Here is a 12,288-nt window from a genome sequence, read left to right as displayed (position 1 = left end):
CGCCGGGAAATCGATTTCCAGACAAGCTAGGAGAACCCGGCGGGGCCGTCAAGGTTTGTCCCGCGTCTATCGGCGATGGGTGTCTGCGGCGATCAGTCGGTGATCGGGCCGAGCGTCGGACGCTTCGCGGTGACGAAGTCGCCGGAGGAGCGGCCGGTGAGCCGGCGCTTGATCCACGGGGCCAGGTGCTGGCCGGCCCAGCGCAGGTCGGCCGCACGGGCGGCGAGCCAGGGGGTCGGTGCCGGGTGCGGCGGCACCAGCAGCCACTCCTCGTCGCAGCCCACCCCGAGCGCGTTGAGCACCTGTGCGGCGACCCGCCGGTGCCCGGCCGCCGACAGGTGCAGCCGGTCCGTGCTCCAGAGCATCGGGTTGAGGTAGGTGTCGTCGGCGTACAGGTCGACCAGGATCGCGCCGTGCCGCTCGGCGACCTCGCCGACCACCCGGTTGAGCAGGGCGACCCGGGGGGCGACCAGCCGCTGCCCTGGCAGCCGGGCCATCACGTCGGCGAACCGGAAGAGGATCACGTCGGCGCCGCTCGCCCGCAGCTCGCCGATCACCCCGTCGAAGCGGGGGACGAAGGAGTCGGCGTCGAAGGTACGCCGCAGCACGTCGTTGCCGCCGGCCGCGAAGCTGATCAGGTCGGGCTTCATGGCCAGGGCCGCCGGCACCTGCTCGGCGACGATGTTCGGGAACAGCCGACCCCGGATGGCCAGGTTGGCGTACCCGAAGTCCGGGCCGGCCTCGGCGGCGAGCCGGGTGGCGACCAGGTCCGCCCAGCCCCGGTACGTGCCGTCCGGGTACGCGTCGTCCATGCCCTCGGTGAAGCTGTCGCCCACCGCCACGTAGCTGCGCCAGCGCACTGCGCCTCCCATTGACATCCCGGCAGAACCGCGTCGTTCAGTCTGTCACCGCCCCCGGTGTCACCGTGCGGCCCTGGAGTACGACGTGGCGGAGATGACAGCGGATACGAGAAGGGGGCGGACCACCGGTCGGTGGTCCGCCCCCGCTTTCCGCAGGTCTCAGGCCGCGTACGCCAGCAGCGTCAGATCCCGCACGGCGGCCGGCTCCTGCACGGTGCCGGCCGGCTGGAAGCCGGCGTCGAGGACCGTGATGCCGGTCGCCCGCTTGACGATGACCTTGTTGTCGGCGGTGAACAGGATGCTCCGGACCTCACCGGCGCCGGACAGCTCGACCACCTCGCTGGTGGTGGTGTCCACGATCGCGACGCTGCCGTCGACGCGGGACGGGTCGGTGCCGAGCCAGCCGACGGAGACGTACCGGCCGTCGGTCGAGATGCCGCGGGCCTGCCAGCCGTCGTGCTGCACAGCCTCGGCCTTCGGCGGGGTCCAGGTGTACTCGCGCGTCTGCGTCCCGTCGGTCACGTACGGCTTCCCGTCCCGGGTCGAGGCCAGCCACTTGCCGTCGACGGACCAGACCCCGCCGGTCACGTACCCCTGCGCGCCACCGTCGACCGGCTTGCCGGACGTCAGGTCGATCAGCACCGGCTTGCCGCCCTGGTGCGACATCAGCCGGTCGCCGCCCTGCCAGACCAGCGCCCGGGCACCGAGGCAGTTGATCCCCTTGCCCAGAGTCCGCCGCTGCGAGCCGTCGATGGCCGAGGTCATCAGGGTGCCGCTGTCGTCGCCGTTCTGCACCCAGGCGATCCGCTTGCCGTCCGGCGACACCGTGACGGTGTTGCCGGTGCACTCGCCGGTGCCGAGCGGGATGCGGGCGGTGACCTGGTCCGAGTCATCCCGGACAGCGTGGATCTCGGCCTCCTTGGCCGTGGTGCCGAGGTAGTACCGGCTGCCGGCGAGCGGGCTGGCGTCGGCGTTGCTGACCGGAGCCGCGGTGGTGACGGCGGCCGGGGCGGGGGAGGTGGGGGCAGCGGCCGGTGCCGGCTTGTCGTTGCCGCAGGCGCTGAGGCCCACCGTCGCGAGCGCGGCCGCGGAGAGAGCGAGCGCTTGGCGGAGGGTACGGAGGCGAGCGGTGCGGGCGGCGGGGGTGGCGGCAAAGACGCTCATGATTCCGGTCCTTGGGGGTGGCGGTGCGGTGTTTGACGCACTCCCAGACGTCAGGTTCCGAATGGAGGGTTGCCGCCCGGTCGAGAAAATTTCCGACGATGTTCAGCGATACGCCACAGGCCCCCGGCACCGAGTGCCGAGGGCCTGTGTGGATCGATGGATGGGCAGGTCAGGGCACGTACGCCAGGAGCCACTGCCCGCGCACGGAGGCCGGCTCGGTTACCGTCCCGACCTGCTGGAAGTCCGCATCGAGCACGGTCAGGGTCTTCTCCCGTTGGACGATCACCTTGCCGTCGAGGGTGAACAGGATGCTGCGCACAGTTCCGGAGCCGGGCAGGTCGACCAGTTTGCTGGTGGTGACGTCGACGACCGCGAAACTGCCGTCCTGGCGCGACGGGTCGGTGCCAACCCAACCGACGGCGACGTACCGGCCGTCAACTGAGACGCTGCGCGGCTGCCAGCCGTCGTGCAGCGCGGCCTCGTCCTTCGGCGGCGTGTAGGTGTACTGGCGCACCTCACCGTTGCCGGTCACCCAGTGCTTGCCGGCGTCGGAGTCGGTCGACGCCAACCACTCTCCGTCGGCGGACCAGCATCGATCCGTCTCCTGACCCGGGTCGCCGTTGTGCGGCTTGCCGGCCACCATGTCCATGAGCAGGGAGCGGGTGCCCGTGTTGGCCATCAGCAGGTCACCGCCCTGCCAGACCAGTGGCCGGGGTCCGAGACAGATGATGCCGGTGGCGACGGTCCGCTGCCGGGTGCCGTCGATCCGGGAGGTGACGAGCGTGCCGTTCATCCCGTCGGCGTTGGCGTCCTGCACCCAGGCCAGCCGCTTGCCGTCCGGGGAGATGGTGATCGAGTTGGCGACGCAGTCGTCCTTACCCAACGGCAGCACGTTCACCTCGTGCCGCCCGCTGCGGACCACGTGGATGCGGGCCTCGTTGTCGGTGAGCTCCAGGTAGTAGCGGGTGCCGCCGAGGACGGCCGGCTTGGCGGGCGGGGTGCTGTGGCTAGTGCTCGCCGAGGCGGTGGCGGACGACTCGGGGGTCGGGGTGACCTCGACCGGCGGTGAACTGCTGGTCACCGAGGTGGCCGGGGCGGGCAGGTTCGCCTGCCCGTCGGGGCGGATCGCCAGGGCGGTGCCGGTGGCGGCGGCGATCATCACCAGCGCGGCCACCGAGGTGGTGACGGTCCGCTGGATGCCCAGCCGCCGGGACGTACGCAGGGCGCGGTCCCGCAGGTCGACCGGGGTGACCTCGTCGGCCAGGTCGGCCAGGTCGAACCGGAGACGGTCCTCGTTCATCGGGCGCTCCCTTCCATGACGTACAGCTCGGCGAGTTCCGGGGCGACGGTGCGCAACTTGGCCAGGGCCTTCGAGGTCTGGCTCTTGACGGTGCCGACGGTCACGCCGAGCAGGTCGGCGGCCTCGGCTTCGGTGCGGTCCTCGAAGAACCGCAGGACGAGCACGGCCCGCTGCTTGGCGGAGAGCTTCGCCAGCGCGGCCCGCAGGGTGAGCCGGAGCGTGGTCTGGTGGGCGTGGTCGGGGGCCGAGTCGCCTCCGCGCGGCTCGGGCAGGTCGCCCGGCATCGACTCGGCCACCTTCCGGCGCCGCCACCACGACACCTGCAGGTGATACATGATTTTGCGGGTGTACGCCTCGGCGTTGCCGCTCTCGTGCAACCGGTTCCACGAGCGGTGGGTGCGGGCGAGGGCGGACTGGACGAGGTCCTCGGCCAGATGCTGGTCACCGGTCAGCAGATAGGCCGAGCGCAGCAGTGCGGGGGTACGGGTTCGCACGAACGAGTCGAACTCACTCAGGAGAGGGTCCACACGAGCCGATCCTTGGGGTCAGGTGGTGCATCAGCGTGACGCCTCCCCAGACGCCACCCCGTCGCTCCATGGTTGCCGTCGGGGTCACTGATTTCTCGGGCTCCACTTGACGCGTGACGGTTTCCAGCGCGGTGGACTGCCGCTCGTTACACCTAGTTACTCGTCAGCCGGACGCCGGGAAGGACTCGACAGTCCGTCACAGGCGCGGTCAGCGGTAGATGAGGATGCCGTGAGTCGCGGACCGCGGGCCTAGGCGGCCTCGCCGACCGATGGGAGGCGTCCCGGGGGCTATCGTGAACCATGCCCTGGTGCCGGATTCAAGGGCACTTCCTTCGCCAGTTCGGCAATCCGTGCCCAGGCCGGTGAGGAAGCGCCGGACGCCACGCCGGCCAGCCGGGTGATTGTCGGGTCGGGCGGCGGCCCGGCGTCGGCGCTGTCGTCCTGTCCGGCGTACCATCGCCGGGTCCGTTCGGCCACCGCGGGCAGGCGCGGATCGTCCGATGACCAGTCGAACGCGGCGTCGTAGTCCAGATACAGCGCGCGGAACTCGGGATCGGCGATGGCCGCCAGTTTGTCGGCGATCCATGCCGCCGCCTGCTCCGGCGCCACCGACTGCAGCAGAATCCACAGGTCGCGCTCGAGCAGTACGCTGCGCTCGCTGACGCCTATCTGGCGCAGCCGCTCCAGATAGCCGGCGACCTCTGCCGAGACGAACAGCCGGTCCCCGCTGTGGAGCTGGGCGATCCGCTGCCGGGTCCGGCGGATCTCCTCGGCTCGCTTCCGTAGGTTGCGGTCGATCTCGTCGATCGCCGCGGTGAACCGCTCCGGGCCGGCCCCGAGCAGCTCCTTGATCCGGGCCAGCGGCACCCCGGCCTCGACCAGCGTCCTGATCTTGACGAGCTGGATCGCGTGCTCGGCACCGTACCGTCGGTAACCAGACGAGTCGCGTGGCGGCTCGGGCAGCAGACCCCGGTCGTGATAGACCCGCACCGCCTTGATCGTCACGCCGGCGTAGTCGGCGAGCTGGCCGATGGTCAACAGGTGCCGCCCGTCGGCCAGCTCGTCGCTCATGAACCGCATCGTGTCAGACGGACGCGCTGCGGGTCATCCGGCCGCCGGCGCACCGATACGCTGCCCCGCCGTGGAAGGACACCAGATAGTGCGACGGCAGCCCCTCCAACGGGATCCCGGCCGGGGCGAAGAGATCCTTCCCGACCGGCACGTAACGCAGCGGCGGCGCCGTGAACGAGCCACCAACGAAGCCGGTGAAGATCCGCTCCTGCACCTCGTCCGCCGGCTCGTAGGTCACCTGCTCCTCCAGTCCGCCGTCCACGACGCGTACGTCGACCCGGAGCTGGTTCGAGCGGTACGTCCCCGCGTACGGCTGAAGATCGACTGCGTCCGGTGCGTAGGCCGGCGTCTGCACCGTGCCGAACAGCCCGGCGAGCCAGAGCAGCAGCTCGTCGTGCAGCGCAAGCGCCCGCGAATCGTTGCCGTACGCGGCGAACACCAAATCGTGCTCCGGCACGACGACCAGCACCGCCACTCCGCCAGGCGAGCCCCCGGACATGGTCAGCACCGTCGTGCCGCCGAGTGACCGCACCAGCCAGCCGAGGCCGACGGGCGACGTGTTCGGCGTACCCAGGTCGTGCGTGACCGACTGCATACGCGCGACCGACCTCGCCGACAGCACCCGCGTGCCTGACGGCGCCAAGCCGTCGCCGAGATGGACCCGCCCGAAGGCGAGCAGGTCCTCGATGGTGCCGATCGGCGTGCCGCCGGCCGGCCCCCACGTCTGGGGCAGCATGAACATGTCGGTCGGCCGGACGCCACCGGTGGTCGGATCGGGAAAGTGCCCGACCGCGGTGGAGCGCAGGATCGCCCGCTCAGCGGAGGTGCAGGCGCCGGTCATCCCGGCGGCGGCGAAGACGTCACGCTCGAGCAGCTCGTGGTACGGCAGGCCGGTCACCACCTCCAGCAGCCGGCCGGCGACGATCATGCCGCCGTTGGAGTAGCTGACGTACTCGCCCGGCTCGAAGAGAACGCCGCACTCGCGACTGAGCCGCTCCAGGTAGATCTTGAGGGCGTCGCGGCCGACCGCGTCCGGGAAGAACAGGTCGGCGTCGATGCCGCTGGTGTGGGTGACGAGGTGGCGGACACGGATCTTCTCGGCCGCGCCGGGCGTGGCCAGCCGGAACTCCGGCAGGTAGTCAACGACCGGCGCGTCGAGGTCGAGAGCGCCCCGCTCGACCTGCTGGAGCACCAGCGTCGTTGTCATGATCTTGGTGATGGACCCGAACAGGAAGCTGGTGTCCTCGCTCATCGGCGCTCCGGTGGCGGCGTTCGCCACACCGTGAGCGACGACGGCCTGCTCTCCGGCGTGGTACATGCCGGCGAGGAATCCGGGAACCTGGGTGGCCTCGCAGAAGTCGGCGGCCCGCTTGCTGATGTGTGCGATCTCGTTCATGTCATCGATCCTCGAACCCTGCCCCAGGGGCAAGGTCAAGCCCCATTTTTGGCGGCGTCGCCGTGCTGGTCGCGCTCACTTGGCCGAACTACGGGTCATGCCTGGAGCCCTCTGGGTCACCGTTTTTCGGTGATGCTTTTTCGGTACGGCCCCCAGCCCACGAACCGCTCGAACAGCTCGCGCGGAGTGGGCCCGTCGTGCGGGTTCAGCCGGAACAGGTCATGGGTCGCCTCGTGGTAGAGCCCTGACAGGTAGATGGCCAGGTCAACGTGGCTGTCCTCGTACTCGATCTTGAGCAGCAGGCGGGCCTCGGCGCACGGCCACGGCGCCCCGCAGGCCCGGCACACCCACAGCGGCCGGATCGGCAGATGCGGCGGGTGGTCGGGCGGATAGGCCCGCGGCCGATCGGGGTACGGCCCGAGGCGCGGCACCGGAAGCATGGTGCCCCGCCGATCACCAGCGACCGCCGTTGGCCCGCCACTCCTGCGCCCGGGTCAGCCGGCCGGGACTGCCCGCCCGCATGGTCGGGATGACCCGGGTGGGCTCGCGCATCCAGTCCGGCAGGTTCTCGCCCTTGGCCCGGCGGGGCAGCGGCGGCGGGGGCACGGTGGTGCGGCACCGGAACCAGCGCAGCGGGTTGCGCATCAAGACCTTCCTTCACGGGTACGGGCCGGGGCCGCCCCGGCACCGGGGGATACCGGGGGCGGCCCGGCAGCGGGCCGGACGGGAGGCGGCCCGCTGCGTGACAGTCTGCTGAGGACGTCACTACCCTCGGAAGGCGTTGACGCCGGCTCGGGCGAGGCCAGGTCGGCTGTTCCGTCCACACGAGAGAGTCGTGGAGACGCCGGGAGAAATCGTGGAGGAAGCGTTGGATGGTGAGCCGACCGTCGAGCTGATCCGGGCGCAGCTGCGCCGGCTGCGGATGAATGCCGGGCTGAGTCAGGAGGAGTTCGGGAAGCTCGTCCACTTCTCGGGTTCCCAGGTGTCCGCCATCGAGCTGGGGCAACGGCCGTTCGACCGGTTCTTCCTCAAGCGGGCCGACGAGGTGCTGAACACGGGCGGGCTGTTGATCGCGCTACTCAAGATTGCCGAGCGCGACAAAGAGCCGAGCTGGTTCCTGTCGTGGCTGGACGCCGTCCGGCAGGCACAGCAGTTGCGCTGCTACCAGCCCTTACTGGTTCATGGCCTGCTACAGACGGAGAACTACGCCCGCGCCGTGATCCGCGCGAACGACATGCTCAGCGATGACGAGGTGGAGAAGCGCGTGGCGGCCCGGATGGACCGGCAGTCGATCCTCTTCAGTCCCGACCCGCCGCTGTATGTCGCAGTGATCGAGGAGACCGCGCTCCGCCGGGCCGATGAAAGCTTCCGTGGGCTGATGCTGGAGCAGATCGCGCGAGTGATCGAGTACGCCCAGCACCCGCACATTCACGTCCACGTCATTCCGGCCACCGTCGCCGTGCACGTCGGGCTGTCCGGCCCCTTCTCGTTGGCCCGCTGCCGGGATGGCGGCTGGGTCGGCAGTCAAGAGACCCAACTCGGTGGCGACGTGGTCGACAAAGATGAGGATGTGGCGATCCTGCTGGCGAGGTGGGAGAGCGTCCGCAGCGAGGCATTGTCTCGTCAGCAGTCGATCGAGCTGATGAAGGAATTGATGACGTCATGGAGCTGACCGGCGCGATCTGGCGCAAGTCCACCCGCAGTTCCCAGCACGACTGTGTCGAGGTGGCTGACAACCTGCCTGGCGTCGTCGGCGTACGCGACAGCAAGGACCCCTCCGGCCCGGTCCTCACCTTCACCCCCGCCACCTGGCGCGCCTTCATCCAGCGCACCAAGCGCCACTGAGGGGATTCCCGCGCGCAGGTCGGCACCTACCCGGTCGACGCGAACTCTGGTCTTGTCGCCGTCAATCGGGATCAGATGGCGCCACCGTGAGGCCCTGGTGCAAGGGGCGTGTCAACCCGCCAGCGCGCCGATGACGTCGTCGGTGCTGGCCACCTCACCGAGCAGGCCCAACGTTGCCAAGCCCGCCTGGTGCGCGTCATCGGTTGCTGCGGTGCACGCGTCGGCGACGATCACGATGCGGTAACCGTGGTTGATCGCCTCGAAGGCGGTGCCGGTTACCGAGATGTTGGTGGCCACACCCGTGAACAGGAGCGTTTCGATGCCTCTGCCCCGCAGGACTGTGTCAAGCTCCGTGCCGAAGAAGCCGGTGAGCCGGGCGTGGGTGATGATGACGTCGCCGGCCTTCGGCGCGACCTCGTCGATGATCCGGGTTTTCGGTGTGCCTTCGAGGTAGGCCTGCTGCTCGGGGATCATGGCGAAGGTCGGTGTGTTGGGGATGAGGTCTGGATAGCCGGGTCGGTAGGCGACGCGCGTGTAGATGACAAGGCCGCCGCTCGACCGCGCGGCGGCGGAGACCCGTGCCGCGTACGTGGCGACGTGGTGTCGGGAGACCTGTTCGGCGAAGAGGGGGCCGAAGATCCCGTCGGGGCTGACGGCCTCGTGCTGCCAGTGGAGGCCGACGACGGCCGTGCGCTTCGGGTCGAGTTTTCGCATGGTCCCTCCCGTCATGGCGCGGAGAGCTGTTGCGGTGCCGGATGGTATCCGCGAACGCCGGCGGCGGCCGGCCCTCTGCCGTAGGCGTCGAGGCGCCCCCATCGGCCGGGAATGTCGAGCAGCGCCACGAAGTCGAGGTTAGCGGGAAGGGCGGGTCTGATGACGAGGTCTTCGCCGACCGGCTGGAGGCCGAGCATCGTCCTCAACAGGAGGAGCGGGGTCCCCGCGGACCACGCTTGCGGGCTGCACGCGGTGGGGTAGTTGACGGGGTACCTGGTGTCGGAGCGGTTGGATCCGGCGAACGCCTCCGGGAGCCGGCCGTCGTAGAAGGCCGCCGCGTCCAGGATCCCGGCGGCGATTCGCGCTGCTTCATCGGGGTACCCGTAGCGTCTCAGTCCCCAGGCGATGAAGGAGTTGTCGAACGGCCAGATGGTGCCTACGTGGTATCCGATCGGGTTGTAGCGGGCCTCGCTGTCGGCGAGCGTGCGGATGCCCCATCCGCTGAACATGGCTGGTGACATCAGGTGCCGTACCAGGGCTTTGGCCTTCGGCTCTTCGACGATGCCGCTCCACAGCAGGTGGCCCATGTTCGACGACAGGGCGTCCACCTGTTGGCCGTCCCCGTCGAGGGCGAGGGCCATGTACTCGCCGTCGGCGACCCAGAAGTCGTGGTTGAAGCGTTGCTTGAGGTCTGCGGCTTCCCGCTCCAGCCGGTCGGCATATGCCTGGTCGTTCCAGAAGGTGCGGGCGAGGCGGGCGGTGCGCATCTTCGCGTCGTACGCGTAGCCTTGCAGCTCACAGGTGGCGCGGGGGAAGCCCGGCAGCCGGCCGTCGCGGTACGAGATGCTGTCCCAGGAGTCCTTCCAGCACTGGTTCTCCAGGCCGTTCTTCGTGTTCCGCCGCTCATAGGAGATGTAGCCGTTGCCGGTCAGGTCGGCGTAGACATTGATCCAGTCGATCGCCGCGCGTGCCTCCTGCTCCACGGCGCGGACGAGGTCGGCGTCGCCGGTCCACCGTTCGTACTCGTCGAGGAGCACGAGGAACAGGGGAGTGGCGTCTGCACTGCCGAAGTAGGGAGTGTGCGGGGTTTCCTCGAAGATGCTCATCTCGCCGTAGCGCATCTCGTGCAGGATCCGACCGGGTTCCTCCTCCCGGAAGTCGTCGACTCGGCTGCCCTGCCGAAACGCGAGCACTCGCAGGGTGGTGGCGGCGAGCTCGGGGGCAAACGGCAGCGCCTGCAGGCTGGTGAAGATGCTGTCCCGGCCGAACAGGCTCATGAACCAGGGCAGGCCGGCGGCCGGCACGCTTCTGGCCTCGGCGAGGAAAGGGCTGAAGCGCAGCGCGGCCAGGTCGATGAGGCTCTGCCGGTACGTGGTGCGCAGTGGCTCCCACCCTGTCTCCAGCCGTGGTGCCTGGTCCAGCCACTCCAGGAGGTCGCGTTGCTTGTCCCGGCCCGTGCGAGCTGCTCGTCCAGGGATCGTCAGCCGCTCCAGCCCTCTTGGCATCGGCAGGTCCGGCAGGGCGCTGAGTCTGGCTGACCATCGGCTGTGTGGTTCGATGTGAACCTTGAGCGTCAAGCCGTCATCGTCCAATTCCGCCGGTGCTGATACGGAGACGATGGTTTCCCGTAGGAACCGCTCCCGTTCATAGCCGAGGACGAGGCGCCCGTCGTCAATTCGCCGGTAGTGCCGGCCCTTCTTCCTCGCCGCGGCGTCCTTGACCTCGAAGAGGTCCGCGAAGTCGGCGTCCACCTCGACCCGCAGAGTCAAATCGACGGGTCGCCGATCGTTGTTGAGGATGGTGAGGTCCTCGTGGAGGCCGGTGTCCAGGGTGTGCCTGCGCCGCACGGAAAGGGTGCTGTTGACATAGACGTCCTGGCGGCCCGGGACGAGGAAGAACCGGTTCTCAAAGTAGTGGACATCGTCGACAGAAAGGCAGGTCAGCCGTTCCCCGTTGACCGTCAGCACCCATTTCGACAGCAGCCGTGTGTCGTGCGCGAACAGGCCCTGGGGCGTGTCGGGCGACGCGTCGATGTCGCCCGACCGGTCGCAGACCATGAACGTGGTTCCGTCGAGGATGTCGGCTTGGTGCTCACTCATCGTCGCCTCCTCGGTGTCGGGCCTGCTGTGAGGTGGGCGGTGGCGGAAACAGCCTTCGGACGGTCGCGAACAGTCGTGGGCTGCCCTCCACGGTCGCCTCGCCGCGCAGCACGGTGGTCAGGAAATACGCCTCCCCGCCGGCGATCCGGTCGAATACCGCGCGATCCGCTCGGACCACGGCGTCTCCGCCCGTCGCCTGCTCCGAGACGGTGATGCCGCCCTTGGCGATGGAGACCAGCCAGTGGTCGGTCTGCCCGTCCTGGCTGATGTCGAAGCGAACACTGCCCTCGTGGATCGCCGTCAGCCGGCGATCGCGACCCCGCCGTGCAAGGTCGCGGAAGAATTCCTCGGTGACATCCGCCATCGCGAGCCCTCCTCAAGGCCACCATGCCCCCGCCGGACGGACTGCGCCTCATCCGGAACGGGTGAACTTCGCAGGCAGGCCCGGGCCACTGCGCCGTGGCACCGACATCCCTCAGCCAGCCAGCTGGACGGCGTCCCGTCGGATGGACAACCCACTAGCCTGAGAGTCGATGGCTCCCATGCAGGCAACGCTGCTCTTTGCCGCCGGTCTCCTCACGGGCGCCTTCAACGCGGTCGCTGGCGGTGGCTCCCTGATCGGATTTTCCGCGCTGATCGGTGCCGGTATACCGCCTCTTACCGCCAAGTTGACCAGCACCGTCGCCGTGTTTCCCGGAAATATGGCGAGCGTGGCGGGGGGCTACCGGGACCTGCCGCCACGGAGGGACGCCACCCGCATCCTGCCGGCAGCCATCCTCGGCGGCGTCGCCGGTTCTGTGCTGCTCCTGCTGACACCCCCGCGCGTCTTCGCCATGATCGTGCCGTTCCTGGTGCTCGCCGCATCCGCCGTCGTCGGCCTGCAGAACCGCCTGGAAAAAATCATCAGACGCTTCACTGGCCGTGGCCAACGACGACATCCGGCAACCCTGCAGACGCTTGTCGCCGTGGGCGGCGTCTACGGCGGGTACATCGGCGCCGGATTCGGCATCGTCCTCGTTGCTACCCTGGCGCTCCTCCAGCACGAACCGCTCACCCGAACGGTCGCGCTGAAGAACCTGCTGTCGGCCGCAGTGTCATTGACGGCTGTCGCGCTCTATGTCTTCTTCGGCACCGTCAACTGGACGGGAGTCGCGATCCTGGTCCCGGCAACCGTCATCGGCGGCTACGGCGGGGCTCGGCTTCTCCGCAAGCTCCCCGGCAGAGTGCTCAGGGCGGCGATCGTCACGTTCGGGACGATCTTCGGTCTGGTTCTCCTGTGGCAAAACCTCTCGTAGACAGATCTTGCTGCCGG

The 12,288-nt window shown here is 69.2% G+C and carries 14 protein-coding genes; 3 read left to right on the top strand and 11 right to left on the bottom strand.

The genetic code is table 11. The annotated features are described in order from the left end of the window. Window positions 1–92: 92 nt before the first annotated feature. From ACGFI9_RS20360 to ACGFI9_RS20325, 8 genes are all read right to left on the bottom strand, one after another. Window positions 93–860 carry an SGNH/GDSL hydrolase family protein gene (locus ACGFI9_RS20360; RefSeq protein WP_393179820.1) on the bottom strand — a complete coding sequence of 256 codons (768 nt, stop codon included), beginning with the start codon at window positions 858–860 and terminating at the stop codon, window positions 93–95. 159 nt (window positions 861–1,019) lie between these two features. Further along, window positions 1,020–2,024, bottom strand: a complete 1,005-nt coding sequence (locus ACGFI9_RS20355; RefSeq protein ID WP_393179818.1) for a hypothetical protein — start codon at window positions 2,022–2,024, stop codon at window positions 1,020–1,022. 169 nt (window positions 2,025–2,193) lie between these two features. Further along, window positions 2,194–3,324 carry a hypothetical protein gene (locus ACGFI9_RS20350; RefSeq protein ID WP_393179817.1) on the bottom strand — a complete coding sequence of 377 codons (1,131 nt, stop codon included), beginning with the start codon at window positions 3,322–3,324 and terminating at the stop codon, window positions 2,194–2,196. Continuing rightward, window positions 3,321–3,851: a SigE family RNA polymerase sigma factor gene (locus tag ACGFI9_RS20345; protein WP_393179815.1), complete on the bottom strand. Its 531-nt coding sequence runs from the start codon at window positions 3,849–3,851 to the stop codon at window positions 3,321–3,323. Before ACGFI9_RS20345 ends, ACGFI9_RS20350 begins: the two co-directional genes overlap by 4 nt. A gap of 288 nt (window positions 3,852–4,139) precedes the next feature. After that, window positions 4,140–4,922 carry a MerR family transcriptional regulator gene (locus ACGFI9_RS20340; protein ID WP_393179813.1) on the bottom strand — a complete coding sequence of 261 codons (783 nt, stop codon included), beginning with the start codon at window positions 4,920–4,922 and terminating at the stop codon, window positions 4,140–4,142. A gap of 13 nt (window positions 4,923–4,935) precedes the next feature. Beyond that, window positions 4,936–6,318: a serine hydrolase domain-containing protein gene (locus ACGFI9_RS20335; RefSeq protein ID WP_393179811.1), complete on the bottom strand. Its 1,383-nt coding sequence runs from the start codon at window positions 6,316–6,318 to the stop codon at window positions 4,936–4,938. A gap of 116 nt (window positions 6,319–6,434) precedes the next feature. Beyond that, complete coding sequence (locus tag ACGFI9_RS20330; RefSeq protein WP_393179810.1) at window positions 6,435–6,758, bottom strand: hypothetical protein; 324 nt, start codon at window positions 6,756–6,758, stop codon at window positions 6,435–6,437. 13 nt (window positions 6,759–6,771) lie between these two features. Then, window positions 6,772–6,963 (bottom strand): hypothetical protein, encoded by a 192-nt coding sequence (locus ACGFI9_RS20325; protein ID WP_393179808.1) that lies wholly within the window; start codon window positions 6,961–6,963, stop codon window positions 6,772–6,774. 223 nt (window positions 6,964–7,186) lie between these two features. On the opposite strand from ACGFI9_RS20325, the gene ACGFI9_RS20320 reads away from it, so the two are divergent. Together ACGFI9_RS20320 and ACGFI9_RS20315 are read left to right on the top strand one after the other, a co-directional pair. Beyond that, complete coding sequence (locus ACGFI9_RS20320) at window positions 7,187–7,990, top strand: helix-turn-helix domain-containing protein (protein ID WP_393180152.1); 804 nt, start codon at window positions 7,187–7,189, stop codon at window positions 7,988–7,990. After that, on the top strand, window positions 7,981–8,163 hold the full coding sequence (locus ACGFI9_RS20315; protein ID WP_393179806.1) for a DUF397 domain-containing protein: 183 nt from the start codon (window positions 7,981–7,983) through the stop codon (window positions 8,161–8,163). The genes ACGFI9_RS20320 and ACGFI9_RS20315 overlap by 10 nt, the downstream gene beginning before the upstream one ends. A gap of 111 nt (window positions 8,164–8,274) precedes the next feature. Here ACGFI9_RS20315 and ACGFI9_RS20310 read toward each other — a convergent pair whose 3' ends face one another. From ACGFI9_RS20310 to ACGFI9_RS20300, 3 genes are read right to left on the bottom strand one after another with little or no spacing between them, the layout of a single operon-like run. Beyond that, window positions 8,275–8,877: a cysteine hydrolase family protein gene (locus ACGFI9_RS20310; protein ID WP_393179804.1), complete on the bottom strand. Its 603-nt coding sequence runs from the start codon at window positions 8,875–8,877 to the stop codon at window positions 8,275–8,277. Window positions 8,878–8,888: 11 nt separating this feature from the next. Further along, the gene (locus ACGFI9_RS20305; RefSeq protein ID WP_393179802.1) at window positions 8,889–10,976 is read right to left on the bottom strand and encodes a glycogen debranching N-terminal domain-containing protein; all 2,088 of its coding nucleotides are present in this window, start codon (window positions 10,974–10,976) and stop codon (window positions 8,889–8,891) included. Then, on the bottom strand, window positions 10,969–11,340 hold the full coding sequence (locus ACGFI9_RS20300; protein ID WP_393179800.1) for an SCP2 sterol-binding domain-containing protein: 372 nt from the start codon (window positions 11,338–11,340) through the stop codon (window positions 10,969–10,971). The genes ACGFI9_RS20305 and ACGFI9_RS20300 overlap by 8 nt, the downstream gene beginning before the upstream one ends. A 169-nt stretch (window positions 11,341–11,509) precedes the next feature. Here ACGFI9_RS20300 and ACGFI9_RS20295 point away from each other — a divergent pair, with 169 nt between their 5' ends. After that, entirely contained in the window at window positions 11,510–12,271 is a 762-nt protein-coding gene (locus tag ACGFI9_RS20295; protein ID WP_393179798.1) for a sulfite exporter TauE/SafE family protein, read from the top strand. Window positions 12,272–12,288 lie beyond the last annotated feature (17 nt).

The sequence above is a fragment of the Micromonospora sp. NPDC048930 genome (assembly GCF_043197935.1).
GTDB lineage: Bacteria > Actinomycetota > Actinomycetes > Mycobacteriales > Micromonosporaceae > Micromonospora.
This window is presented reverse-complemented; position numbering and strand designations above follow the sequence as displayed.

Coding starts and splice junctions, on each gene's coding strand:
- ACGFI9_RS20310 (WP_393179804.1), bottom strand. CDS start 8,877: ATGCGAAAACTCGACCCGAAGCGCACGGCCGTCGTCGGCCTCCACTGG.
- ACGFI9_RS20340 (WP_393179813.1), bottom strand. CDS start 4,922: ATGAGCGACGAGCTGGCCGACGGGCGGCACCTGTTGACCATCGGCCAG.
- ACGFI9_RS20355 (WP_393179818.1), bottom strand. CDS start 2,024: ATGAGCGTCTTTGCCGCCACCCCCGCCGCCCGCACCGCTCGCCTCCGT.
- ACGFI9_RS20330 (WP_393179810.1), bottom strand. CDS start 6,758: ATGCTTCCGGTGCCGCGCCTCGGGCCGTACCCCGATCGGCCGCGGGCC.
- ACGFI9_RS20335 (WP_393179811.1), bottom strand. CDS start 6,318: ATGAACGAGATCGCACACATCAGCAAGCGGGCCGCCGACTTCTGCGAG.
- ACGFI9_RS20305 (WP_393179802.1), bottom strand. CDS start 10,976: ATGAGTGAGCACCAAGCCGACATCCTCGACGGAACCACGTTCATGGTC.
- ACGFI9_RS20300 (WP_393179800.1), bottom strand. CDS start 11,340: ATGGCGGATGTCACCGAGGAATTCTTCCGCGACCTTGCACGGCGGGGT.
- ACGFI9_RS20315 (WP_393179806.1), top strand. CDS start 7,981: ATGGAGCTGACCGGCGCGATCTGGCGCAAGTCCACCCGCAGTTCCCAG.
- ACGFI9_RS20295 (WP_393179798.1), top strand. CDS start 11,510: ATGGCTCCCATGCAGGCAACGCTGCTCTTTGCCGCCGGTCTCCTCACG.
- ACGFI9_RS20325 (WP_393179808.1), bottom strand. CDS start 6,963: ATGCGCAACCCGCTGCGCTGGTTCCGGTGCCGCACCACCGTGCCCCCG.
- ACGFI9_RS20350 (WP_393179817.1), bottom strand. CDS start 3,324: ATGAACGAGGACCGTCTCCGGTTCGACCTGGCCGACCTGGCCGACGAG.